We start from the raw sequence: 24,068 nt of genomic DNA, 5'->3' as shown, positions 1-24,068 counted from the left end.
GGGGATGGTTACGCGGACCAGCTCCCTCTCTGACTCCGTTGGGTCCGGCCGCGGTGGCCGTCCCCCTGGACGGGCCGGTGCCGCCCCCCGGCAGCGGCGCTTTTGTGCGTTGTGGACAGCACGCGCTACCCCACGCCCAACTCCCGGTCGAGCTGGCGTTCCAGCGGCGTCAGCGGCACGTCCGCGCACAGTCGCTCCGGGTGGCCGGGGGCCGGCCCCGTAAGCGGTTCGGCCTCGACGTGCGGCCCGGTGTAGAGCATGCCGCATGTGGACAGGGCACGGTAGATCGCACGACCCACGTTGCGGGGGCGCAGCAGATGCCACATGGCAGGGCCTCCTTCAAGGGGCGCGGCGACGGACGACCACGCCACTGTCCGGTGCCCGGCCGGAGAACCACCTCAGACCCGCTCAAGCGCCGCCATGGGACCGCCACCCACCGGACACCGTCTGCGCCGGAACGCAGCGGGCGGCATGACGAAGACAGGGCAGAGAGCGACGGCCGGGATCAGGGTCACGCGGCCCCGGCCGCGGCCCTGCATCACCGGCGGGCGTCTGGACGGCCTGCGCGTCCGGCGTCGTCGGGCAGGTCGTCCCCGCGCCGGCCGGACCGGGTGCGGGGCGACAAGGACCACTCCAGCCGTGCCATCGGGCCACCGGCGGCGGCGCGCATCACGAAACCCGTGGACCAAGCAGGCCGGCCGCAGGCACCGCGGGCGGCCCGGCGCCCGGCTTCCGGTTTTCGTCAAGGCGCAGTACCGTCGCCGCAACGCGCTCGAGCGCTGCCCGAGCACGGGGAAGCAGTTGCGGCGACGGCTGATTGTGATTGCAGATGCAGTCGCGCTTGTCGAACCGGCTGGCCACGGCGCGGAGAGCCGGCGGGAAAAGCCTGCTTCCGCCGCGGGCCGGGCCGGACCGAACGCGGTCGATAGCTGAAGTTCCGTGCCGGGCGATACGGTGGCCCCCGCAAGCCGTTGGTGGGTACGAAGGGACATGGCACGTGGCATTGAGGGCGCTTCGCTCGGCATTGGAAGCCCTGTACGTCAAACGCCTGGCGCGCAAGCTGGAGGGCTTGCCCCGTCCACGCCACGTCGCGATCATGCTGGACGGCAACCGCCGGTGGGCGCGCGGAGCCGGGCATGACGATCCTCGCGAGGGTTACCGCGTCGGCGGGGCGAAGGTGGGCGACTTCCTGCGCTGGTGTGACGCCGCGGACATCGAGCACGTCACCCTCTGGATGCTGTCCGACGACAACCTTCACCGGCCCCCGGCCCAACTCGGGCCACTCCTCGCGATCATCGAAGAGACCGTGGCGAGCATCTGCGCGGCCGACGAGGATTGGCAGATCGAGGTCATCGGCGCTCTGGACCTTCTGCCCGGGGAGACCGCGCGCACCCTGAAGGACGCCGTGGCGCGCACCACCGGCAGGACCGGCCTCAAGGTCGACGTGGCGGTCGGGTACGGCGGGCGCCGCGAAATCATCGACGCGGTCAGGTCCGCCTTCGACAAGCACATCTCCGCCGGAGGCGACCCGCGCGAGCTGGCCGAGAACTTCGATCTCCAGCACATCTCCGACAACCTGTACTCCCCGGCGGGTTACGACACGGACTTCATCATCCGCACCTCCGGTGAGCAGAGGCTGTCCGGCTTCCTGCTCTGGCAGTCCGCGTATGCGGAGGTGCACTTCGTCGAAGTCCTGTGGCCCGCCTTCCGCCAGATAGACCTCCTGCGCGCGCTGCGCTCGTACGCCGCCCGGGACCGGCGTTACGGCAGGTGACCTCGGGCCGGGCGCGCCGTTCCGGGGTCGCCGGCGCTCACGCTCAACCCCCTTTCCACTGACCTGCCTTTGCTCAAGTCCTCGTCTCCGGAGGCTGCGGCGCCACGGCACTGGGCGAGGCTCGCCGCTCAGGTGCGCGACGCGTCGGCCGAACTGCCGGATCGGAACCGCCGGAGGCCGTGGAGAACAAGGCGGTGGCCTGAGAGCTGGCGGAGCGTGTCCCGCCGCACTTGACGCTGCCGCGACGGCTTACCTGACCGGCCTGTGCGAGCGGACACCGGCGCGCAAATGCCGCGCTGACGTGGCGAAAGTCGGCCGGAAGTCGTCCGCGGTGGCTCAGTGGGTTCTAGTCTCGGGATCGTTGGATGATCTCGGTGAAGGGACCTGACTGCAGTGACGGACAAGAGGGTTGTCGTCGTGACCGGCGGAGGCACGGGCATCGGGGAGGCCACGGCCCGGCTGCTGCGCGAGGGGGGTCACCACGTGGTCGTCGCCGGTCGGCGGCCCGAACCCCTGCGGCGCCTGGAGCGGGAGACGGGGGCGCTGGCGTATCCGTCCGACGTGGGGGATCCCGATGCGGCCGAGGGGCTCGTTCGAACGGCCCTGGCCGCGCACGGACGGCTCGACGGGCTGGTGCTGAACGCGGGCATCGGGCGCGGTGGAGCGGTGGGGGACTTGTCGCTCCAGGAATGGGACGAGGTCATGCGCACCAATGTCACCGGTCCGCTTCTGCTGCTGCGGTCGGCGATACCGCACCTGCTGGAGTCCAGGGGCTCCGTGGTCGCCGTCGCTTCGGTGTCCGCACTGCGCAACGGCGTCAGCAACGCCCCGTACGCGACGTCCAAGGCGGCCCTGCTCCAGCTCTGCCGCTCCGTCGCCGTCGATTACGGGCGCCAGGGGGTGCGGGCCAACGTCGTGTGTCCCGGCTGGGTACGGACCGAGATGGCCGACCGGCGCATGGCCCGCTTCGCCGAGGAGACGGATCTGCGGGACGGGGGTGTGGAGGCCGCCTATGCGGAGGCGACCAGGCTGCTGCCCCTGGGGCGCCCGGGAGAGCCGCGCGAGATCGCGGAGGCGATCGGCTGGCTGCTGTCGCCGGCGGCATCGTACGTCAACGGCGCGGTGCTCACGGCCGACGGCGGGGCGACGGCCCTCGATCCCGGGACGCTCGCCTTCGATTTCCACATCGCGCCGCGCGGCGGCGACGGATCGCGGGAACCTTGATGTAAACGCTGCGCACGACCGGGCGGCGGTACCGGCGAGTCGGCGTACATGCCCGGCCGGAGGCGATGGAAGGCTGCGGCCGAGGCGTTACTGGGGCGCGTTGCCCGTTGTTGTGCTGGACGTGCCGATGGGGCGGGTACGCTCGCGGGCGCCGGCCCAGGGGCTGCCGCCGTTGGCCGCGTACTCAGGCCGCGGTGGCCCGCCGGGCGCCGGAACCGGCATCACGCCCGCCGGCCCGGTCGCCCCATCGGCGGGACCGGTGATTCTGCCGGTGCCTCAGGGGCCGCTCAGCGCCGACAGTGGCACCGCCAGTCCAGAGGCGGCGCCCGTCGGGCCGTTGCACGCCAGCGCGTGCGACACGGGTCCCACAGGTGGCTCGCCACGACAGAGAGGACGATCCGTCGTGCAGCACCCGCGCAGCAGCACCGCGACCCCCGCCCCCGCCCGCCCTCGGCCCGCCGTAGCGGCCGGCTCGCTGCCCTCGCCACCGCGGCCGTCGCCGTCGTCGGCCTCACCACCCTGGGCGGACCGGCGGCACACGGAGCAGACAACCCCTATGAGCGCGGCCCGGCGCCGACCGAGGCGAGCATCGAGGCGGCGCGCGGCCCGTACGCCGTCTCCCAGTCGTCTGTCTCCCCGCTCGCCGTGACCGGTTTCGGCGGAGGAACCATCCACTACCCGACCAGCACCGCCGACGGCAGTGGCCGTCTCACCCGGCTACACCGGCACCCAGTCGTCCATCTCCTGGCTCGGCCCGCGACCCGTCCTGACGCGTGAGTAAGGTCGCGGGAATGAGCGGACGAACGACCCCTGAATCCGCTGCGTCGGAATACCGGCTCGGTTCCCAACGCCGCGCGGTGGCAGCCCTGCCGGACCGGATGCGCAGCGGGGGCGGAAGCTGCGTCGTCACCGGTGAACCCGGTTGCGGTCGTTCGGCCTTCCTCGCGTTCGCGGCCCGCTCCTTCGGCGCAAGGGCCGTGATCACCGTCCCCGCCGATCCCGCTCGGACTTGGCGGTCGCTCCCTGTCCCGTCCCGCCGAACTGATCGAGACCGCGCTGGCCCTGGCAGCCCGCCGTCTCCTGTCCGGCGGGACGACCCCCTGACGGCCGGTCGTTTCCTCGCTGCCGGACGACCCTGGGTCCACCTGAGGGAAAAGGACGGCATGTTGGCGAGACGTTGGCAACCGGCTGCGGATGTGGGCCCTGGACCGCAGCCGGGAACGGCAGTTCACCGCCCTGATGGTCCAGGCCGACGTGGATGTGGACCTCTGCTGAGCCCTCGTGGCCGACGGTCGTTGCCGGCCCTGGCCTTCGTCTGACCCCGGAGACGCCGCCGAGCCCGATCCTGCCCACGTCCATGCCCACCCAACTCATCATCCACGCTTCAGGCAGGATGCCTCTGTGCATCACATCCTGTGCGGGCTCGCCGCCAATCCAGCCCTGTCGTCCGAGCTGGTGGACCGGCTGATAACCGTCGCCGACGACGACATCGCCACCAACCTCGCCAGTCGCACCGACCTCAGCCGTGCACAGGCGGTCGCGTTGGTCGAGCGCGTCGGGGAGAGCGCGGTGCAGCTCGCGTACGAGGGTCGGCTGACCGCCGACGACATCGATCCCTCTGTCTGGCCGGACGCCGCCCTCGCCCTGCTCGACCAGGGTGTCGGCCGCCCGGAGTGGGCGCGTCTCCTCGCGGCGGATCCGGTCCGTGAGCGCCGGGAGAAACTGGCAGCCTGCCGCAGCCTCCCGTCCGACGTGGTGGACACGCTCGCGGCAGACCCGGACGTACGTGTCGTCGCCGAGCTCGCGTGGTGGACCACCCCAGACGTGGCCGAGAGGCTCGCGGCGCATCCGCAATCCGAGGTCCGCCGCGCGGTGGCGGGTAACGAGGCGACACCCCCGGCCGTACTGGCAGCGTTGGTGACCGGGGAGGGGCTGCCTGCGGCGCGACGCTGTCTGGTCTGCGACCGCGAGGAGCCCCCCTTCGTCCACGATCCGCAGTGCCTACGGCTCGACTGCGGTCTGCCACCGGGCGCCTCCTGCGACGGCTCCCACGAGTCCACCGTCCATGACATGTTGGAGGCGGCACTCCGTAACCCCGCCACCCCCATCGAAGCCGTCGTCGGCTTCGTGGACCATCCGTCCATGATGTTGCGCTGGGCGCTCGCCACCCGCCGGGACCTGCCTCAGCAGACCTGCGCACGGCTCGCCTCGGACCCCACTCCCGGTGTCCGCGCCGACCTTGCCGAAAATCCCGCGATCGACGACGCCCTGATCCGTGCGCTGGCCGGCGACCGTGACCCCGACGTGCGCCGCAGGCTCGCACACCATCCCCGCGTACCGCTCGACGTGCTCACCCACCTGACGCGAACCGCCAAGATCGGCGCCACCCTGCTGCCTCGTATTGCCACCTCCTCTCCCGCCGAGGTCGAAGGACTCGCCAAGTCACCGGACCCGGCTGTCCGAATGCTCGTGGCCCAACGACGCGATTTGCCGCCCGGGATACGCGACCGGCTGGCCGACGACCCCGACGCGAAGGTGGTCAAGGCCCTGGCTCCGCACCCGGCCCTCACCGAAGCGCAGTTGCGCGCCATGGTCGACCGGCACGGTGCCCGGGTCCTGGCCAAGGTGGCGTCCAACCCAGACGCGCCCCCGACGCTGCTGGAGGACCTGGTCCGGCACGAACCAGCGGTGCGGAAGGTGTTCCGTGAGGTTGCCCGGCATCGCGGGGCGACGGCCCCGGCGCTGCTCGTCTGCCTGGCGGACGAACGGGCGCGACCCGTAGCCGCCGGCAACCCAGCACTCCCCCCACCCGTCATCGCGGAGCTGCTCGCCGACGCGGACTGGCGGGTAGGGGAAGCAGCGGCAGCCAACCCATCCCTGCCGCCTGCCGTGATATCGGATCTGGTGTGCCAGCAGTGAGCGCACCGCCTGCCAAGTCGAGCGCCCACTCGCCACGTGTGACCCCCGGAGCACGACGGTTCCGCCAACAGTCCTGGCCGGGCATCACCAGGCGACATTCCTTCGCCTGCCGGACGCGCTGATCGAGTTCAGTGACAAGTTCCGGGGGTACGGGCTGATCATCCATGACGCGGCTCATCGAGCCTCACGATCGATTTCTGTCCCTGGTGCGGACGACGTCTCCCCGAGTCGCATCGGGACCGGTGGTTCGACGAACTGGAACGCCGTGGGATCGATCCGTGGGAGGACGAGATCCCTGCCGAGTTCCAGGACGACCGCTGGCTCGCCCAACTGCTGCAGCACTGACGAACAGCTCTCAAGCACTATCGGACTCGCCCTGGCCGCCTGGATCCATCGCAAGGTCCTGTCCTTGACGAAGCCGCTGTGGTCCGACTTCCGGACCACATGACATCTGTGACTGAGTGCGCTCAGCTCGCGAAGCGCGTCGCGGTCCACGGGCCGAAGCAGTGTGGCCGGCCCCCGGTTTCGGTCTGCATCCGCTTTCAGCTCCGCCGTCACTCTTGTCGCAGAACCATGACCAGCTCGCGTGGCAGCCCGTGAGTGTCATGGAGGTAGTGGAAGTCCTCGTCTCCCAGCGGTCCCTGGAACCGGGATCGAGCAAGCACCTTCCGGCCGCGCTCCAGGAGCTGACTGAACCGGCGCTCCTCCTCGAGGAGCAGTCGACGCACGTCGCCGGATTCCACGTCCTGCCGGAAGTGGTCCAGAGTGTGCGAGACCAACTCATCCGGCAGGTCTCCTAGACCGCGGGACGGATCCTCCCGCCACAGCACGGTGAGTACCCGTCGCACCAGGCGGCGCAGCACGTAGCCCCGTCCGGTGCTGGCCGGGCGCACCCCGTCGCCGATGACCACGATGGCCGAGCGCAGGTGGTCGTAGACCAGGCGCAGCGACGGTTCGTCCAGTGGCCACAGGGCCGGCACGAGACGGCGCCAGGGGTCGAAGACGTCGCACTCGAACACGGACGACTTGCCCTGCAGCAGTGAGGCAAGCCGCTCCACGCCGAGCCCGGTGTCGATGTTGCTCTGGGGAAGCGGCACCAGGGAGCCGTCCTCGAGCCGGCGATGACGCATCATCACGTGGTTCCACACCTCGACCCAGCGGTCGTCGCGGGTGGGCGTCGACCGGGGCGGGGTGTCACCGCTCCACAGGAAGATCTCCGAGTCGGGCCCACACGGGCCGACCGGTCCGTTGGACCACCAGTTGTCCTCCACGGTGAGCTCCACGGGAACGCCGCGGTCCCGCCACAGTCGCAGGGAAGCGGTGTCCGGCCCGATCTGGTCGTCACCGCCGAAGACGGTGGCATGCAGCAGGCTTGGATCGACACCGAGCCCCTCGGTGAGCAGCCGGTACCCCCAGTCGAGGCTCAGCGAGCCCTCGTAGTCGCCCAGCGACCAGGTGCCAAGCATCTCGAAGACGGTCAGATGCGTGGCATCGCCGACCTCCTCCAGGTCCGTGGTGCGCAGACAGCGCTGCACATTGACCAGCCGCCTGCCCAGCGGATGAGGGCGCCCCTCGAGATACGGGGTGAGCGGATGCATGCCGGAGGTGGTGAACAGCACCGGGTCGCCAGGCGGTGGCAGGAGCGTCGAGCCAGTGATCGGGCGATGACCGCGTTCCTCGAAGTACTCGACGAAGGTGAGGACGATCTGCTCCGTGTCCATGAGGATGACTCCTTCGCTTCACAGCGGGGGAGGCACCGGATAACGGGACCGCGCAGTCGTCACACCCGGGCCAGAACAACGCCGCGGGCCACCGACGGCCGTATCCGGTCGCCGATGGGAAAGGGAGAACGTCAGGCGGCGGCAACCGGCGAGCTGGTCGCTCGCGCGGTCGCGATGGTGCTTCGGCCGGTGACATCCATGCGGCGACCATAACGCGCCGTGCTCCCCGACGCACACGAATTCCTCGCGGCACGTCGTAGTCGGCCCGTCGGGCCAGGTGCGCGCTCGATCACCCACACGGACGAGTCGGTGTACCGCTTGCGAGGAGCGCGCCGGTCGGGCTCCTGGTGCCGCCGGCACGTCCAGCCGCAACCGAGGAGACGGTCAAGATGCCTCGCATGGAGCGAGCCCGTTGAGTGCCGACGATCGCCAGGCCGAAGGCAGGCTGGGGCAGAGCCGCGATCACCGCGCGGATGACCGGTTGCCCGGGGGCCACTACCAGACGGGCCGTGGCGCCCGCGGAGGCGAGATGCGGACGGGACCTTCCTCCCGGAGGACGACTGCCTGGACGCTGGTGACATCGGGCGGCACCGCGATGTCGCGTTCATGGGTTCCCGGATCCCGCCGGGTCCGCGGATGGGTCCTCCGTGTCGAGGGTGTTCGACAGCCGGTAGCGGACCTGCACGTTCCGGTACTCCGTGCCGACGTCGACCGGGTCGGGCAGGTTCGTCCTCGTGCTGACTGTGGCCGAGCGTGTGCCGGGGCTCCCGCTGAAGCGGACGTTCGTGTCCGGCCTTTCGCGGAAACGTAGCCGCTCGGCCGCCACGGTGGAGGTGAAGTCGATGCCTGGCAAACGAAGTTCAGGCCTTCACGGGGGCCGGCCCCCGTCCTCCGTCTCCCGCTCGCGCCGCACCTGGCGACGCGGCGCCTCAGCGGCCCGTCGCAACGGCCCCTCGCCACCCTCGGGGGCCTGCCTTGTGCGCGCGGGGGCTTCGCGTCCGGGCTTCCGCTCCGCCCGGCCCGTCGCGCCCCCGGCCTTACCGGTGCGTGGCGCGCCGCCACTCACGGCCTTCGGGGCGTCGGAGACCACCCTCGCGGTGTCCGGCAGTGTCTCACCGATCCGCGCGGCGGCTCCCTCCACCGTGCCCCCGGTCCGTTCGGCGAGCCCCGCGACCGCTCCGCCCGCCTCGTCGCCCAGACGCCCGACCGCGGTCCCTGCCCCGCGTCCGACACCCTCGACGGCGGTACTCGCGCCGCGTCCCACGTCCTCCACGACCCTGCCGGCCCCGCGTCCCACGTCCTCCACGACCCTGCCGGCCCCGCGTCCGACCTCGTCGAGCGTGTGGCCCGCTCCGGTACCCACCTCACGTACGGCGGTCCCGACGCCCGAGGTCACGTCCCGGAGGATGTCCGGGTTGCGGTCGATGGTCGTCAGTACCCTCCCGATGACCTCCACGACATTGTCCAGACGCACCTTCAGCAGCGCCTGCGCCTCCACACCCTTGATGTCGAGGTGGACGGATCCCAGCTCCACGTCGGCCCCGACGCTCAGCCGGAGCAGGTCGAGCACCTCCGCCTGGAGCGACACCCTCGCACGCAGGTCCTGGACGTCAAGGGCGATCTCGTCCACCTTCAGCAGCGGGACGTCCAGAAGGACGTCCGGCTCCGTCAGCTCCGCACCGACGGGCGCGTCGTCGATGTAGTCGTGATCGTCATCCACGTCGTCGTAGCCCGTTGGCGTCACATCCTCGGTGCCCTCGTCGTCCATGCCGCTCCTCGGGAACGTGTACGTAAAACGAATCTTTCCGATCCTTCCACCGCCCATCGGGGGTCGCCACCGGTGCACAGGCGACTCTCGGCGACGACCGCGGGGGTCGCTCCATGCGGCCTCCCCGAGCGCCCTGATGCGGATGCGGCATGCCTGGAACGTCGCATACGGCGCGCTCGCCGCACCCCGGCCCCGTGACACCTCTGTCCTGCGCCGCCGTCTCCTGCGGCTGTCCGTGCGCCTGTGGTGGCCCTGCTGCGACACCGCCCCGTCGGTACCGGCGGCGCGCGCCCGAGCTGCGGCGGCTGGCCCGCGCCGCGGAAGCAGCACGGGCCGCGGGAGGTCCGGCGCCTCTGCTGCCCGGAAGCGCGAGCCGCACCAGGGACCCGCCGGGGCCGGTCCCGGGCTGGCGCGGCGGCGCGGAGGCCGCCGAGTGCACAGACCGACCGACAGGCCCCGGAAAACGCCCTGGGGCCTGTTGCGTTGTCCGGCTAGGATCCGGGCCATGCCGCTGACCATCAAGGACGTGGACCGGTTCGAGGCCACAAGGCCCCGTCTGGAAGCCATCGCGTACCGCCTCCTCGGCTCCGCGAGTGAGGCCGAGGACGCCGTGCAGGAGACTTTCCTGCGCTGGCAGGCCGCCGATGTCGAGCGCATCGAGGTCCCCGAGGCCTGGCTGACGAAGGTACTCACCAATCTGTGTCTCAGTCAGCTCACTTCGGCCCGCGCGCGGCGCGAGACCTATGTGGGCCAGTGGCTCCCCGAACCGCTGCTCGACGGGGACCCGCTGCTCGGCCCGGCCGACACCGCCGAGCAGCGCGAGTCGGTCTCGTACGCGGTCCTCACTCTCATGGAGCGGCTGTCCCCCAATGAGCGGGCCGTGTACGTGCTGCGAGAGGCCTTCGACTACCCACACCGGGAGATCGCCGAGATCCTCGACATCACCGAGGCCGCCGGCCAGCAGATCTTCCACCGCGCCAAAAAGCGCATCGCGGACGGCAAGATCCGCGCCGAGGTCGACGAGGCCGCCGCCCGGCGAGTCGTCGAGGAGTTCCTGGCGGCCGCCACCAGTGGGAAGACCGAGCCGCTCGTACGGCTGCTCACCGCCGACGCCATCTCGATCGGCGACGGCGGAGGGAAGGTCCCGGCCCGCGCCAAGCCGTTCGAGGGCGCCCTCGCGGTCGCGAAGTTCATGCGTGGCCTGTTCAAACCCGCACCCTCCAAGCGCGCCCTGGCCGGCGGCTCGCCCGAGGTCTACGTCACGACCGCCAATGGCGGCCCCGCCGTCGTGGCGGTCATCGACGGCCGGGTCATCGGCGTCATGTGCCTGGAGGTCACCACCGAGGGCATCACCGCGTTCTACAACCAGGTCAACCCCGACAAGCTCGAGCGCGCGACCGAGGTGTGGGCAGCCGCCGATCATGGAGAACCGCTGTTCCGCGCCTTCTGACCGCGAGGTGCGGTGCTCTTCGATCCGATGTGAGGTGCTGTTGACTCCGGTGTGAGCTGCTTCACAGTGCATTCCTGTCAGGAAACGGCGTGCTGCCCGGTTCAAGAGGCGAATCCGCGCGAGACAAGGGGCGGACCCGCACAGACAGGAGCAGGGAAATGCAGCACCGCATCATCGTCCTCGGCGCCGGCTACACCGGAGCCATCGCGGCCGGCCGCCTCGCCAAGCGGCTGCATCGTGACGATGTCGCCATCACCCTGGTCAACGCCGAGCCCGACTTCGTAGAACGCATCCGGATGCACCAGCTCGCAGTCGGCCAGAGGCTGAGGCCCCGGCCCTTCGGCGAGATGTTCGAGGGCACCGGCGTCGAGCTGAGGCTCGCGAAGGTCACCGGTGTCGATGTCGACCGCAAGACCGTCGCCGTCACCGACGCGAACGGCAGCGCCGAGGAACTGGAGTACGACACCCTCGTGTACGCCCTCGGCAGCCGCTGGAACGACCAGGGCGTCCCTGGAACCGCCGAGCACGCCTACGAGATCGCGAGCCGGCCCGGAGCGCTCAGGCTGCGCGAACGGCTGGCCGGCCTGGACGCCGGACAGCCCGTGGTCGTCGTCGGCGGCGGCCTCACCGGCCTGGAGGCCGCGACCGAGATCGCCGAGGCCCGCCCGGACCTCGCTGTCGCCCTGGCCGCCCGCGGCGGCCTCGGCGACTGGCTCTCGGACAAGGGCCGCGGGCACCTGCGGAAGGTCTTCGGCAAGCTCGGCATCACCGTGCACGAGCACGCCGCCGTCACCGGCGTCGAGGCCGACCGCGTCACCACCGCCGACGGGAAAGCCATCCCGGCCGCGGTCACCGTGTGGACCACCGGCTTCGCTGTCCACCCGATCGCACAGGCCACCGCACTGGAGGTCACCGGTACGGGCCAGATCATGGTCGACGGGACCATGCGCTCGGTGTCGCACCCGGACGTGTACGCCATCGGTGACGCGGCCATGGCGGTGGGCCCCGGCGGCAAGCCGCTGCGGATGTCATGCGCCTCGGGCACCCCAGCCGCGTGGCAGGCCGCCGACGCCATTGCGGCACGCCTGACCGCCGGAAAGCTCCCGAACACGCCGATCCGCTACTTCAATCAGTGCATCTCGCTCGGCCGCAAGGAAGGCCTGATCCAGTACGTCACCGCAGACGACCGAGCTGTCAGCGCGGCCCTGACCGGCCGGCTCGCCGCCGTGTACAAGGAGTTGATCTGCAAGGGCGCGGCATGGGTCGTCGCCAACCCGACCCTCGGCCTGCCGACTCGCCGCCGCCGCGTCGTACGGGAGGCCGCCCGGACGCGCTCGGCCGCCAAGGCGTCGGCCTGACCGTGAGGTCCCCTCGATGCTGAGGTGGGCGTGCGTCTCCGAGCTTGCTGTCCGACCTCCCGCCGGGTTGCTTGATCACCGGTCATCCGATGCGGTGAGGCGTTGCAGTGCGGCGTGGGCGGGTGGGCCCCAGGTGGACTTGCCTCCGGGGCGGCCGTGGACGCCGGCGTCTCCGATGTGGATGCAGGCGAGGGCGCGCAGCACGGCCCAGCCGCGGGCGCGGCGTAGGGTCGCGGTGTCCGGGCTCGGTTGGTAGGTCTCGTGGAAGCGGTCGATGGCGCCGTCCGGCAGCAGGATCCAGGCTGCGGCGAGGTCGCAGGCCGGGTCGCCGGCGAAGAGGTCGCCGAAGTCGATCACGCCGGAGAAGGTGCCGTTCGTGGTCAGGATGTTGGCTGGATGCAGGTCACCGTGGAGCCAGAGACGTGGGCCTGCCCAGTCCGGGGCGACGGCGGCGTCCTCCCAGATCGCGCGGACGCCGTCCGGGTCGCGAATCAGCCCCAGCTCGGTGGCCGAAGCGAGCCCTTGGGTGAAGTGTTCGGCGGTGTCGGCCAGCGGGCCACCGCGGTCTCGGCCTGCGGGCGCCGTGTCGGGGGCGGGACGGTGAAGAGCGGTCAGGAAGGCGGCCAGGGTGTCGGCCGCCTCCGTGGGGCGCGTCGCGGGGGCGCGGTCGGCGGGTTCACCCGGTACCCAGGTGGTGACGAGCCAGGGCCGCGGGAACCGTTCGGAAGGCTCACCAAGGCGCTGCGGGACGGGGATCTGCAGAGGAAGGTGCGGGGCGAGGAGAGGCAGCCAGGCGTGTTCCTTGCGTAGCAGCGCGTCCGCGGACCGCGTCGCCCAGGGCAATCGGACGGCGAGGTCGTCGCCGAGCCGCCACACTTGGTTGTCCCAGCCGAGCGCTCCGAGCTTCAGGGGGCGATCCGCCAGGTCGGGGTGCTGCTCGCGCAGCAGATGCCGGATCAAGTCCTCTGTGATGTCCTTCTCGGTGGCCGTCATGTGGAGCAACGGTAGTGGGATAGGCCTGCCAGGGTGCCGGGCGTATCTGTGTCAAGCCAGGCGCCGAACCTACTTCGAACTGCGGCTCCCTGCGCTCCATCAGCTCTACGTGCTCCAGTCGGCTGATCCTCACTCCGCCTGAGTGAGGAGATGGATGCGCCCGCCGGTTGACGCCCATGGCGGCAGTGCTGAATGAGACTGGACTCCGTTGTCTGTATCGGGAGTTCAAGTGGATCGGTGGGATCGGGCCGGGCGGATAGCGGCGTACGCGGCAGCGCTGGCGCTGACGCCATACTCGCTGATCAAGGTGTCGTGGGTGGTCGGTTCCCTCTTGGGGTTGCTACCGGTCGGGACCGGGTTCGGCAGGGTGGAGTGGGTGGTGCTCAACAGCGCGACGGTCGGTATGGCAGGGATCGGGATCGCGGTGGCGCTCGCGCTGGTGCGGCCGTGGGGGATGCGCATACCGGGAGCGCCGTTGGCATTCTGCGCTTGGGTCGGGACGGGGTTCCTCGTCCCGGTGCTGCCGTACGCCGTTCTCCGTTCGCTGCTGGGCTCGGCGGATGGCAATCCGAGGGGCGGGAGTGACGCAGGCCCGTCGATGCCGGTCTGGGAGGCCGCGCTGGTTCAGATCGGGTTCGTGGGCACGGGGCTGGGTCTGGCCATCGCACTGCCCACGTACTTGCGGCGGCGCTGGCCGGACGCGTTCGTGGGTCGGCTCGGGGATGGTGGAGAGGGCTCGCAGAGGGTGCCGCCATGGATGGCCGTGGTCGGCGCCACAGTCGGTTTCGTCTGGCTGTACTGGGCGGTCGGCGGTACCGCAGGTGTCGCCCACCGCGGCGAGCGGGACGTGGCCTGGCATGTGCTGTCCGGCGTCTTCGGGCTCTGGGCCTTCGTGGCTTCCGCCGCCACCTGGGCTGCCGTCCGAGGCCGGCCCGCACAAGTCCCCCGATGGGGCCCGATGGTGCTCGGCTGGCTCGGCTCGGGCTCGTTGTTCGCCTGGAGCGGCTGGAAACTTCCGTTCACCCTGTACCTGGCGATCGCGCGACCGGCCGGTGCGGCCCTGCCGGAAAACCTCGTACTCGCGGCGGTCCTGCACCTTGCAGCGGTCGGGTCGGGCACCGCGATGCTGGGGGCGCTCGTGCGTACGCGGCTGGTGTCACCGAATATGGCCGCAGGTGTGGTGAGAACACCTATCGCGCCTGGTGGATGACACGACGCGGTCGGGTCCGCGGGCTTGAGGCGCAAGTGGGTGGGGCGCGGTGGGGACATGTTCGTGCCTTGGGGAAGCTGCCCCGAGGACACAGAGGCATGCGTCCTCCAGCATCACGGCCGCCGTGGCGGCCACGGCGCTGTGGATGATCGGCGTGTACGCGGCCGCGACGGGGCAGCCTCGGCAGACGGAGCGGGCCGAGCGGAACGAGTGACCCGAGATCACCGCTGCCGGAGAAGCCGATGGCGCGGACCTGTTCGACCGGCCGGCACGGCGCACCTGGCGGCTCCCCGGTGCCGGGCGGGCTGTCCGCGTCCTGAACGCCGTTCACGCGGAGTCTTTCCCGGCGGGGCTGGTGAGGGTGTGGAGGTTGTTGACCAGCCGGTCGAGGAGGGCGCGCAGCTGGGCGTGTTCTTCGGGGCTGAAGCCGGCGAGGGCTTGGGTGTCGATTCCGGCCCGCAGGGCCTGGATGTCGGTGCGTACGGCTTTGGCCCTGTCGGTGAGGTGGACCAGGGCGCGGCGGGCGTCGGTGGGGTCGGGGCTGCGGGTGATCAGGCCGTCGCGTTCCATACGCTTGAGGTTGAGGGCCATGGTGGGCTGTTCGACGCCGGTATGGCGGGCCAGTTCGCTCTGGGTGAGTCCGTCGCGGCCGTAGAGGGCCAGAAGTGTGGGGAGTTGGCCGGGGGAGGCGCCGAGGGCGGCGAGGCGGTGGGTGATGGCCTGCCCGAGGAGACGGGCGGCGTGGTTCACGGTGTAGCAGACCATCGACTCCTCTTCCGAACGTCGTGCGCTGTCCGGATGAACCGGTTTCTGTTGCCGATGTGCTGCCATGGCTGTCCTCCCGCGCACTGTGATGATCCTCCTGTCCGCACTTGACATCATTCCATAGGCACCTATGCTCGAGTGCAGAACATAGCCACCTATGAGTGTGCTGGGCTTCTTCTCGGCCCGCTCCTTGCGCAGCCTCGCTGTGTCTTCCGTCCCGTCCACAGAAAGGCGCGTGTCATGGAAGCGTTCGTGATCGACGCGTTCGGCGACACCCCCGTCCTCCGGGAGGTTCCCGCACCGGCGCCCGGCCCCGGCCAGCTCCAGATCAAGGTCCGCGCGGCCGGGATCAACCCCCTCGACTGGAAGATAGCCGACGGGGAGCTCGCCAAGTCCGGCGCCGACTTCTCCTTCCCCCTCACCCTCGGCTTCGACGTCGCGGGCACCGTCACCGCACTCGGTGAGGACGCCGACACCTTCGCGGTCGGGGATGAGGTGTTCGGGATGGTGTGGCCGGGCTCCTTCCAGCACGGCTCCTTCGCCCGCACCATGCTGGCCCCCGCCGACACCGCCCTCGCCCCACGCCCCGACAGCCTTGATCCGGTGGCGGCCGCGGCTCTGCCCATGACCGGCGGCACCGCTCTGGCCGCCCTCGACACCCTTCACCTCCAGCGTGGCCAGACACTGCTGGTGGTCGGCGCGACCGGAGGCGTCGGCTCCTACGCCCTGCAGATGGCCGCCGCCCGCGGCGCCCACGTCATCGCCGTCGCGGCGGCCGCCGACCACGCCTACGCCCGCGAGCTGGGCGCCGACGAGACGATCGACCACAAGACGACGGACGTCGCCGACGCGGTGCGCGCCGCACACCCCGACGGCATCGACGCCGTCCTGGACCTGGCCGGCAACCGGGAAGCCGTGAACGGGCGGATCGCGCCACTGCTGCGGGAGGGCGGCCGACTGCTGAGCACCGTCTTCGCCGCCGACGTCGACGCCCTGGCCGCGAGGAAGATCTCGGCAGCCAACTTCTTCTACCACGCGAGCCCCGCCGACATGACGGCCCTCGCCGACCAGGTCACCTCCGGCGCCCTGCGGGTCGCCGAGACCACGACCTACCCGCTCACCTCCATCGCCGACGCCTACACCGCGTCCACCAGTGGACACGTCCGCGGAAAGCTCGTCGTCACCGTCGACTGACCGACGGCCGCCCTACTCCGGCACCGGCCCGCGACGGTCCCTCCCCAGGCCCGGCACCCTTTTAAGGAAAGGCATCGTGATGGCCGAGAAGTTCACTCCGTTCACGCCGCAGGACTCCGTGATGCTGCTGATCGACCACCAGCAGGGCACCCTCGACTTCTGCCGCAACATCTCCCGCACCACCATCGTGCAGAACGCCCGCGCCCTGGCCCGTATCGCAAAGGCGCTGGAGATGCCGGTGGTGCTGACCACCAGCCAGGAAGACCACGCACAGGGCCCGCTGATCCCCGACATGCAGGAGATCCTGCCCGAGGCGTACGAGGCGCGGATCAAGCGCTCCGGCATGGCCAACGCCTGGCACGACGAGAACTACCGCAACGCGGTCCTCAAGGCCGCCGATGGCCGCAAGAACATCATCATGGCGGGCCTGACCAACGACGTGTGCATCGTCTACCCCTCGATCAGCATGGTCGAGGAGGGCTTCAACGTGCAGGTCGTCCAGGACGCCGGCGGCTCTCCCAACGCCATCGGCGAGGACGCCGCCCGCCGCCGCTGGGAGAGCTACGGCGTGGTGACCACTTCCACCAACCAGCTGGTCGCCGAACTCGGCGTCGACTGGTCCACCGAGGCCGGCGGCAAGCTCATCCAGATCACCTTCGAAGAGGTCATCAGCCACCTCGACCGGATGTAACCCCCGTGCCCCCGGGCCGCCCGACCTCCCCCCGGGCGGTCGGCCCGGCCCCCAGAGCGACGTGCGTACGTGGAGTTCAAGGGTGCCGGCCACTACCTGTCCCAGGAACGCCCCGAAGAGCGTCGCCCGCGAGTTGCGGAAAGAGAGGCGGTCATGTCTGCGCCCCAGCCGTCCGCGAACGTTCTGCGCCGCACGATGCGTGGCCGTGATCCGAGGGAGGAGCACCGCACCGCGACCACGCTGGAGCTGTTCTTCGACCTGTGCTTCGTCGTAGCGGTCTCCCAGTCGTCGACCCAGCTCGCCGAGCAGGTCCTCAAGGGCCACGCAGGCCACGGGCTGGCCTACTACGCGGCGGTGTTCTTCGCCATCTGGTGGGCGTGGACGGGCTTCAGCTGGTTCGCCTCCGCCTACGACACCGACGACCTCCCTTACCGCCTGACCGCCCTCGTCCAGACGGCCGGCGCCCTGGTCCTGGCCGCAGGCGTCCCCGACGCGTTCCGCAACGACTTCACCGCCATCACCATCGGCTACGCGATCATGCGGGTCGGCGCGGTCAGCCAGTGGGTGCGCGCCGCCGTGGAGGACCCCGACCCGGTGCGCGCCCGCGTCGCACGCCGCTACGCGATCGGGATCAGCCTGCTGCAGGCCGGCTGGATCGGACGGCTGTGGTTGCCGGAAACCTGGCAGCTGTGGTTCTTCATCGTCCTGGTCATCGGCGAACTCCTGGTACCCGTGATCAGCGAACGGGGTGCCCCCAGTGCCTGGCATCCCGAGCACATCGCCGAACGCTTCGGCCTGTTCACCCTCATCGTGCTGGGGGAGACCGTGACGTCCGCGACGATCGCCGTCCAGCACGCCCTGGACGGCAAACACCTCTTTCAGCTGTGCCTGCTCGTCGTCGGTGGACTGCTGACCGTCTTCACCATGTGGTGGATGTACTTCGCCCGCCCCACGGATACGGGCCTGGTCACCGACAACCGGCAGGCATTCCGCTGGGGCTACGGCCACTACCTCGTCCTCGGCTCGGCCGCCGCCGTCGGCACAGGGCTGGAAATCGGCACGGCGCTGCTCGACGGGCACGGCGAGATCTCCGAGTTCGCCGGCGCGTGGGTCTTCTCGGCGGCGGTGGCCGTCTTCATCACCGTGACCTGGCTGCTGCACGTACGGCCGCACGGTTCCCGAGCCGCCCGCTCGCTCCTGCACCCGGCCGTCGCACTCCTGGTCCTGCTGACCCCGTTCACCCCCGAGCCGTACTTCGCTACCGGCGTGCTGATGACGTTGCTGCTCGCCTTCTCCCTCTACATCGTTTCCCGCCAGCCGGGGCAGGCCGGCTGACCCTGATGCCCGGTCTTCGGCCAGAGTCTCCGAAGAAGGCGCCGCGGCCGCCGGTGTCGCGGCTCGGCACCGGTGAGGATCATGAAGCCAAGGCCTTGTCCGCTTTTCTTGGTACCGGGATCGGTCGGTGTCTCGCCGACCGGAGCAGGGACGTTCCCGCGAGGCGCGTGTGCCGCCGTGCGCGCGGGCCGTGGCCGGACCTGTCACGCATCGCGTGACCGCCTCGGCTGCAAGCCGTCTGTTCGGCAGCCCGAGGTGTTCACGCTCCGTGCGACCCCTCCATGGCTGCCGTCAGCCCCTCACCTGGGGTGTGGGGCCGGGTGAGGGACGTCCGCGGATCAGCTGGCCTCCACCGCTGTCCGGCATCGCACAGCGAGCGAGCGGGGCCGGCTTCCGCGCGCGGCGTGCCATCGCCGTAGGTCAGCCGTGGCCGAGGGCGATGAGCAGCAGCCGACGAGGCAGCGCGCGGGTCGCCACGGCGAAGATCTTGTTGCTGGTGCCGGAGATGACGGTGGGCCGGTTGCGGCGGTGCAGGGCCTGCAGTGCCGCACCGACGACTTGCTGCGGTGTCTGGACCAGCGGGGCGGGGACGTCGTGGTGCGGCTGGGATTCGGTGGCGGTCATCCCGGGACAGAGGCTCAGCACATGGACGCCGGACTTCCTGTGCTCGGCCCACAGCGCCTCCGAGAAGGACGTCACGAACGCCTTGGTGGCGCTGTAGGCCCCCAGGTCCGGGGTCGGCGCGTAGGCGAGGGTCGAGGACACGTTCAGCAGGGTGTCCCCGGGGCGGGCACGTGCCAGGAAGGCGTGGGCGAGGGTGACCAGGGCATCGCAGTTCAGCCTCATCATCTCCAGGGTCCGCTCCAGCGGCACGGTGGCGAACCTGCCGGTTACCGCGATGCCGGCGTTGTTGACCAGGAGGTGGACCCGCTGCCGAGAGAACAGGTCGGCGACCTGCTGCCGGCCGGCCGCGGTCGTCAGGTCCGCGGCGAGGTACCCATGGCCCGGGCCGACCTCGTCGGTCAGGGCCCGCAGCCTGTCCTCGTGGCGGGCCACGGCGATCACCCGGTAGCCGGTCGCCGCCAGCCTGCGGGCGAATTCCCGGCCGATCCCGGCACTCGCTCCGGTCACCACCGCGGTCCGGTGCGGGTGCGGCGACCGGTCCATCGGGTTTGGGACATGAACGGTCATGGCGGCAGTTCTCCTTGAGCCGGCGCCCGGTGCGTGGAACCCAGGGCGGGTGTCAATGCGAGGTGGGGCGGGTGGCGGGCTGGAGCCGGAACGAGACCGCCTCCATCAGGCGCTTGCGCTGGGTCTTCTGGACGGCGGCGATCCGCCACCGGCCGTCGGTCTCGCGGACGACCGTGTAGGTGGCGAGCTTGCCCAGGCGCTTCGGTCTGCGCGTGCCGACGTCGCCGCGGGTGAGGACGACCGCGACGTCGGGGCCGTAGAAGCGGATACCGGTGATCTCGACGGTCAGCTCCGTGCCCCTGAGAAATCCGTCGAAGAGGGCCTGATGGGCGCGGCCGATCTCCGGTCCGCCGTGGTAGACGGTGCCGACGAAGGTCACGTCGGTCGCGTCATCGGTGAAACAGCGGCCGTAGGCGTTTCCGTCGCCCAGTTTCCATGCCGCGCGGCTCTCCTCAAGGAGGGCACGGATCGCGGTGACGTCGGTTTGGCGGGCGGGGTCGGTGTCGGCGCCGGTCATCACTTCTCCGCCTTCGGCTTGGTGGACGGGTCCCACAGGAATGAGATGCGCTCCATGACGGACTGGCGCTTGGTGTTGTGGAAGGCTGCGATGCGCCAGGTGCGGTCGCTTTCGCGGACCAGCGTGTAGGTCTGGGTCTTGGACAGTTCGCTCGGCTTCTTGACGGTGCCCGTGTATGTGTCGCCGCGGCTGGTGACGATCGCCGTGTCAGGGCCGTAGAACCGGATGCCGAGGAAGGAGTCGGCGAGCCGGGTGTCCTTGAGGAAGCCGTCGAACAGGGCGCGGTGGGCGTCGGTGATGTCGCTGCGCCCCTGGTAATGGGTGCCGATGTAAGTGGTGTAGGTGGCGTCCGGGGTGAAGTGTTCACCGTAGGCGGTGGCATCGCCTCGGCCCCAGGCATCGGTCAGTGAACGCAGGGTCTCGCAGACCGCCCGGTGGTCTCGGGCCGTCGGTGCGCCGGCGGCGGTGCGGGTGACGACGGGGTGCACCGCGGCGCAGTCGCTCTCGCCCAGGTTGTGGACGTCGGAGGTCGCGTCCAGCCACAGGTATCCGCCTCCGGCGGCGACGGTCAGGGTCAGCGCGGTGGCGACCAGGACGCGCCTGACGGTACGTCGGCGGGGCGGAGTGGTGGTGCCGGCCGGCTCCGGCGGCGTGATGGTGGCCGTGCTCATAGCGGTCCCCTCATGGTAACTTCAATGGAGAAGTTTCTGCGTCGAAGATTCCTCTTCCTTGAGGAAGAGATTAGGGAGTGGAGGAGTACGTGTCAACGCCGTCCATGCGATCCGACGCGAGCCAGATCTACCGTCGGTATCTGAGTGCTGTGATGCTGCACGGCCACGCAAGCGCCCGAGCGTGCGGCCTCGGGGCCTCCGACCTGTACGCGCTGAACATCCTGCAGCTGTCAGGGGCGATGTCTCCCGGTGAACTGGCCGAGCGCACAGGTCTGACGACCGGGCCGACCACGCGCTTGATCGACAGGCTGGAGCAGTCGGGCTACGTGCGCCGCGTCCCCGATACCGCGGACCGGCGCAAGGTCATCGTCGAGCCGGTCGGCAAGCCTGCCGACCTCGACACCGTCATGGCCCCCGCACGGCGGAAGATCGGCGCGATCCTCGGCGACTGCACACCGGAGCAACTCGACGCCCTCTTCGACTACTTCACCCGGGCCGCCCAGGCCTACCACGAGGCCGCCGAAGAACTGCGCGGCGGCGACAGCTCAGGCCACTGACCTGAAACCCCGGACTGCCGACGAGGAAAGCGCGTCCCCGGTCCGAGCGAGCGGAGCATCACCCTCGTCGCCCTGGCCGAGAGGTCCGGGCTGACGCGCTGCGGATGCCCGGGAACTTACGGGCAGCCGCGCTCCGGCAGATGACTCAGGTGATCACGGCAGAGGACGCGGAGCCGGGGCCGCAGATGTGCGGGGGCGAAGGCTCTGGCCGACAGCAGCGAGCTGCCGCCCCGCACGAAGGCCGGCACCGGAGCGAGGGTGGTGAAGGCCCCGCGGCGTCGCGGTGGCCGCCGCGACCCTCGCCTTCGGCGGCCGGCGCGTGAAGCCGTGGCGGCACAACGAACCAGTGCGCCGCGGACGAAGCGGTGCACCCCCATCACCGATGCCTTCCGCGAGCGGTGCTGATCGCCGCCAGACCGTGCTGGGTGGCGGGTATCTTCGCCGACAGGTTTGGTCGGTCCACCGGCCATCACAAGCCTCCCCTCCGCGATCGTCGTCATCGCGGCGGGCCGGATCACCAACCTGTGCCTTGAAGCGGGCAGCCGGGGGGATCGCCTTGGCCACCTGCTGCTCACGCGGCGAGTCGGTCAGCCCGCCGCCGGGGAGCCGCTCTCGAATCATCGAGCCGGACCGCTGCGCCTTCGGCGGCCGGCCGGTTCAGGTTCCCATGCGTGTTCTTCTGCCATGCGTCGTCTCGCGGGATGCCGTCTACGCGTCGTCCGGATCCGCTGCGGGCCGGGCGCAGACCTCCTTGGCGCAAGCCCCCCTGGCTGGGTCCGGCACGCTCCCGCCGCTGGCTGGGGCGCGCAGTTCCACACAACAACGTCCCGGATGAGGGGCGAGGACCGCGGCGACCCCAGCTGCCTGCAGACCGGTGAGGAAGCCGCCGAGGAAGGCGTGGTTGATCCCGCACACCAGCTCAGGCGATCGGGCGGCCAGCGGGTGGAAGGGGCAGTTCAGCAGCCGCACCTCGGTCGGGGCGTGCCGGTCGGGCTCGAACCCGTGCTTTTCCAGTACGGACTCGGAAAGCGTGAGGGAACGCTCGGGCCCCAGACGGCCGGGACGGCTGCTGGCGCGTGTCGCGGCTCCCAGCTCCTCGCCTCGGCGGCGGGCCGTTCGCAGCGCGGCCGACTGCGCGTCCTCGCCCTCCTGCTGGTCGAGGACCGCCTCGATGAGGATCTCGGCCAGGGCGTCGGGGCGGCGCTCGGGGATGGTGATGCGGATGTCGGTGTCGGCCGGCTCATAGATCTTGGGTTTGCGGCCGACCCTGCGGATTCCGCCCGGGCTTTCGTAGCGGGAAGTCAGCAGCCCGGCCGCGACGAGCTTGTCCAGGTGGAAGGCGGCCAGCTTGGCCGAGATCCCGGCATCGCCGGCCGCCTCCTCCCGGGTCACCGGCCGGTGGGCGCGCCGTATGAAGGCATACAGCCTGCGGCGCACCTCATCCGCGAGCACCGCGACCGCTTCCACCCCCGAAGCGGCCGGTGACTGACGAGAAGCCGGGGTCAGATCAGAGGTCATACATTCACAGTAACTCCAATCCATGTGTGTGTAACCGCTCAGCCCAGCCTCCTCGTCCTGGCAGCTTGACCATGCCACCGAATAAGACCAATACTCATTAGTGAAACCCCGCCGGAGAGGACCATGCCATGCCCAGCGAATTGCACCAGCAGGCGAAACGGCCGGTCAGTGCTGCTCTCGCCGGCCCGTACGGGCACCCGTTCCATCCGATCCTGGTCACCGTGCCGATCGGCGCGTGGGTGGGCAGCCTCGTCTTCGACATCGCCTCCCACCTCGTGGACGATCCCGACTTCCTGGCCCGCGGGGCGATGTGGCTGATCGCCTTGGGGGTGATCGGGGCGCTGGTCGCCGCGATGGTCGGCTTCCTGGATCTGTTCGCCATCCCCGCCGGCACACGCGCCTTCCGTGTCGGGCTCATCCACATGACGCTGAACCTGCTCGTGACCGTCGCGTACGCAGGCGGCTTCCTGTGGCGTCACGCCGGGCAGGGGCCGTCCGGCAGTGTCGGGGCGGGGCAACTCGCGTTGAACGCGGCGACGCTGGCCGTTCTCGGCGTCTCGGGATTCCTGGGCGGCAAACTCGCCTACCACTACGGCGTCCGCGTCGTCGACGAGGCGACCCAGGCCGAGGGTTTCGTTCCCCCCCGCGGACACTCGGCCCGCCACTGACCCGTAGCGCCCCCGACGCCTCCGCACCACGCCCTCATCCCTACCGCTCAAGGAGTTCCCCATGGACATCGCCGCACTGATCGCCTGGGTGGTCACCGCCCTCGGCGGCTTCTACATGCTCGGCGTCTGGCTTTCACACGGCGGCGCCCGTGGCGGCACCAGCCACCTGCCCGTCCCGGTCGTCTTCGGCCACTTCGCACTGGCCGCCGTCGGCCTCGTCGTGTGGATCGTCTACGTGATCACTGACAAGGACGCGCTGGCCTGGACCGCCTTCGCTCTCCTGCTTCCCGTCGCCCTCCTCGGGTTCGTGATGCTGGCCCGCTGGATCCCCGTCCACCGGGATCGCGCTGCCGAACTGGGCGGCGCGGGCCAGAACGCACCGGCCGAACGCCACTTCCCCGTCCCCGTCGTCGCGGGACACGGGCTCGCCGCCGTCGTGACCCTCGTGCTGGTGCTGCTCACCGCACTCGGGATGGGTGAGTGACATGACACAGCACCTCCACTCCGCCCTGCACGTCGCCCCCGCAACGGCCGTGTCCCAGGA

Annotated in this window: 21 protein-coding genes and 1 pseudogene; 13 read left to right on the top strand and 9 right to left on the bottom strand. The window is 70.5% G+C overall.

The features are described 5' to 3' along the window. Positions 1–125: 125 nt before the first annotated feature. Positions 126–326, bottom strand: coding sequence for a DUF6059 family protein (locus ABZ079_RS33680; protein ID WP_356943249.1), 201 nt, complete (start codon positions 324–326; stop codon positions 126–128). Positions 327–1,003: 677 nt separating this feature from the next. On the opposite strand from ABZ079_RS33680, the gene ABZ079_RS33675 reads away from it, so the two are divergent. The 4 genes and pseudogenes from ABZ079_RS33675 (at position 1,004) to ABZ079_RS33660 (ending at position 5,917) form a co-directional block, all read left to right on the top strand. Then, entirely contained in the window at positions 1,004–1,774 is a 771-nt protein-coding gene (locus tag ABZ079_RS33675) for an isoprenyl transferase (protein ID WP_356943256.1), read from the top strand. 393 nt (positions 1,775–2,167) lie between these two features. Beyond that, complete coding sequence (locus ABZ079_RS33670) at positions 2,168–2,998, top strand: SDR family oxidoreductase (RefSeq protein ID WP_356943248.1); 831 nt, start codon at positions 2,168–2,170, stop codon at positions 2,996–2,998. A gap of 403 nt (positions 2,999–3,401) precedes the next feature. Then, positions 3,402–3,758 (top strand): annotated as a pseudogene (locus ABZ079_RS33665) (alpha/beta hydrolase); the annotation flags it as partial. A gap of 641 nt (positions 3,759–4,399) precedes the next feature. After that, entirely contained in the window at positions 4,400–5,917 is a 1,518-nt protein-coding gene (locus tag ABZ079_RS33660; RefSeq protein ID WP_356943247.1) for a hypothetical protein, read from the top strand. Positions 5,918–6,471: 554 nt separating this feature from the next. Here the strand turns inward: ABZ079_RS33660 and ABZ079_RS33655 are convergent. Together ABZ079_RS33655 and ABZ079_RS33650 are read right to left on the bottom strand one after the other, a co-directional pair. Then, complete coding sequence (locus ABZ079_RS33655) at positions 6,472–7,638, bottom strand: alanine--tRNA ligase-related protein (RefSeq protein ID WP_356943246.1); 1,167 nt, start codon at positions 7,636–7,638, stop codon at positions 6,472–6,474. Between the two features lie 868 nt (positions 7,639–8,506). Continuing rightward, positions 8,507–9,406 (bottom strand): hypothetical protein, encoded by a 900-nt coding sequence (locus tag ABZ079_RS33650; protein ID WP_356943245.1) that lies wholly within the window; start codon positions 9,404–9,406, stop codon positions 8,507–8,509. A gap of 505 nt (positions 9,407–9,911) precedes the next feature. Here ABZ079_RS33650 and ABZ079_RS33645 point away from each other — a divergent pair. After that, on the top strand, positions 9,912–10,856 hold the full coding sequence (locus ABZ079_RS33645) for an RNA polymerase sigma-70 factor (RefSeq protein ID WP_356943244.1): 945 nt from the start codon (positions 9,912–9,914) through the stop codon (positions 10,854–10,856). A 158-nt stretch (positions 10,857–11,014) separates the two neighbouring features. Then, positions 11,015–12,214: an FAD-dependent oxidoreductase gene (locus tag ABZ079_RS33640; protein ID WP_356943243.1), complete on the top strand. Its 1,200-nt coding sequence runs from the start codon at positions 11,015–11,017 to the stop codon at positions 12,212–12,214. Between the two features lie 75 nt (positions 12,215–12,289). Here ABZ079_RS33640 and ABZ079_RS33635 read toward each other — a convergent pair whose 3' ends face one another. Further along, the gene (locus tag ABZ079_RS33635) at positions 12,290–13,207 is read right to left on the bottom strand and encodes an aminoglycoside phosphotransferase family protein (RefSeq protein WP_356943242.1); all 918 of its coding nucleotides are present in this window, start codon (positions 13,205–13,207) and stop codon (positions 12,290–12,292) included. A gap of 229 nt (positions 13,208–13,436) precedes the next feature. Here ABZ079_RS33635 and ABZ079_RS33630 point away from each other — a divergent pair, with 229 nt between their 5' ends. After that, positions 13,437–14,417: a hypothetical protein gene (locus tag ABZ079_RS33630; RefSeq protein WP_356943241.1), complete on the top strand. Its 981-nt coding sequence runs from the start codon at positions 13,437–13,439 to the stop codon at positions 14,415–14,417. A gap of 327 nt (positions 14,418–14,744) precedes the next feature. Here ABZ079_RS33630 and ABZ079_RS33625 read toward each other — a convergent pair whose 3' ends face one another. Next, positions 14,745–15,182, bottom strand: a complete 438-nt coding sequence (locus ABZ079_RS33625) for a MarR family transcriptional regulator (protein WP_356943240.1) — start codon at positions 15,180–15,182, stop codon at positions 14,745–14,747. Between the two features lie 240 nt (positions 15,183–15,422). Here ABZ079_RS33625 and ABZ079_RS33620 point away from each other — a divergent pair, with 240 nt between their 5' ends. The 3 genes from ABZ079_RS33620 (at position 15,423) to ABZ079_RS33610 (ending at position 18,402) form a co-directional block, all read left to right on the top strand. After that, complete coding sequence (locus tag ABZ079_RS33620; protein WP_356943239.1) at positions 15,423–16,376, top strand: NADP-dependent oxidoreductase; 954 nt, start codon at positions 15,423–15,425, stop codon at positions 16,374–16,376. A 79-nt stretch (positions 16,377–16,455) separates the two neighbouring features. Continuing rightward, a complete protein-coding gene (locus ABZ079_RS33615; protein ID WP_356943238.1) occupies positions 16,456–17,067 on the top strand; it encodes an isochorismatase family protein in 612 nt (203 codons plus the stop codon). Positions 17,068–17,220: 153 nt separating this feature from the next. After that, positions 17,221–18,402, top strand: coding sequence for a low temperature requirement protein A (locus ABZ079_RS33610; RefSeq protein ID WP_356943237.1), 1,182 nt, complete (start codon positions 17,221–17,223; stop codon positions 18,400–18,402). 420 nt (positions 18,403–18,822) lie between these two features. On the opposite strand, the gene ABZ079_RS33605 is transcribed toward ABZ079_RS33610, so the two are convergent. Genes ABZ079_RS33605 through ABZ079_RS33595 form a run of 3 tightly spaced genes read right to left on the bottom strand, consistent with a single transcriptional unit; the run spans position 18,823 to position 20,781 of the window. Then, a complete protein-coding gene (locus ABZ079_RS33605; RefSeq protein WP_356943236.1) occupies positions 18,823–19,593 on the bottom strand; it encodes an SDR family NAD(P)-dependent oxidoreductase in 771 nt (256 codons plus the stop codon). Between the two features lie 52 nt (positions 19,594–19,645). Further along, positions 19,646–20,110: an SgcJ/EcaC family oxidoreductase gene (locus ABZ079_RS33600; RefSeq protein ID WP_356943235.1), complete on the bottom strand. Its 465-nt coding sequence runs from the start codon at positions 20,108–20,110 to the stop codon at positions 19,646–19,648. Continuing rightward, positions 20,110–20,781, bottom strand: coding sequence for an SgcJ/EcaC family oxidoreductase (locus ABZ079_RS33595; protein WP_356943234.1), 672 nt, complete (start codon positions 20,779–20,781; stop codon positions 20,110–20,112). Before ABZ079_RS33595 ends, ABZ079_RS33600 begins: the two co-directional genes overlap by 1 nt. A gap of 104 nt (positions 20,782–20,885) precedes the next feature. Between ABZ079_RS33595 and ABZ079_RS33590 the strand changes: the two genes are divergently transcribed. Then, positions 20,886–21,338 (top strand): MarR family transcriptional regulator, encoded by a 453-nt coding sequence (locus ABZ079_RS33590; protein ID WP_356943233.1) that lies wholly within the window; start codon positions 20,886–20,888, stop codon positions 21,336–21,338. 708 nt (positions 21,339–22,046) lie between these two features. Here ABZ079_RS33590 and ABZ079_RS33585 read toward each other — a convergent pair. Next, positions 22,047–22,856 carry a helix-turn-helix domain-containing protein gene (locus ABZ079_RS33585; protein ID WP_356943232.1) on the bottom strand — a complete coding sequence of 270 codons (810 nt, stop codon included), beginning with the start codon at positions 22,854–22,856 and terminating at the stop codon, positions 22,047–22,049. 128 nt (positions 22,857–22,984) lie between these two features. Here ABZ079_RS33585 and ABZ079_RS33580 point away from each other — a divergent pair, with 128 nt between their 5' ends. Both ABZ079_RS33580 and ABZ079_RS33575 read left to right on the top strand, forming a co-directional pair. Next, positions 22,985–23,524, top strand: coding sequence for a DUF2231 domain-containing protein (locus tag ABZ079_RS33580; RefSeq protein ID WP_356943231.1), 540 nt, complete (start codon positions 22,985–22,987; stop codon positions 23,522–23,524). Between the two features lie 61 nt (positions 23,525–23,585). Next, entirely contained in the window at positions 23,586–24,008 is a 423-nt protein-coding gene (locus ABZ079_RS33575) for a hypothetical protein (RefSeq protein WP_356943230.1), read from the top strand. Positions 24,009–24,068 lie beyond the last annotated feature (60 nt).

This window comes from Streptomyces sp. NPDC006314 (assembly GCF_040613075.1).
Lineage (GTDB): Bacteria > Actinomycetota > Actinomycetes > Streptomycetales > Streptomycetaceae > Streptomyces.
Note: the sequence above shows the minus strand (reverse complement) of the source record. Positions and strands in the feature narration are given on the sequence as shown.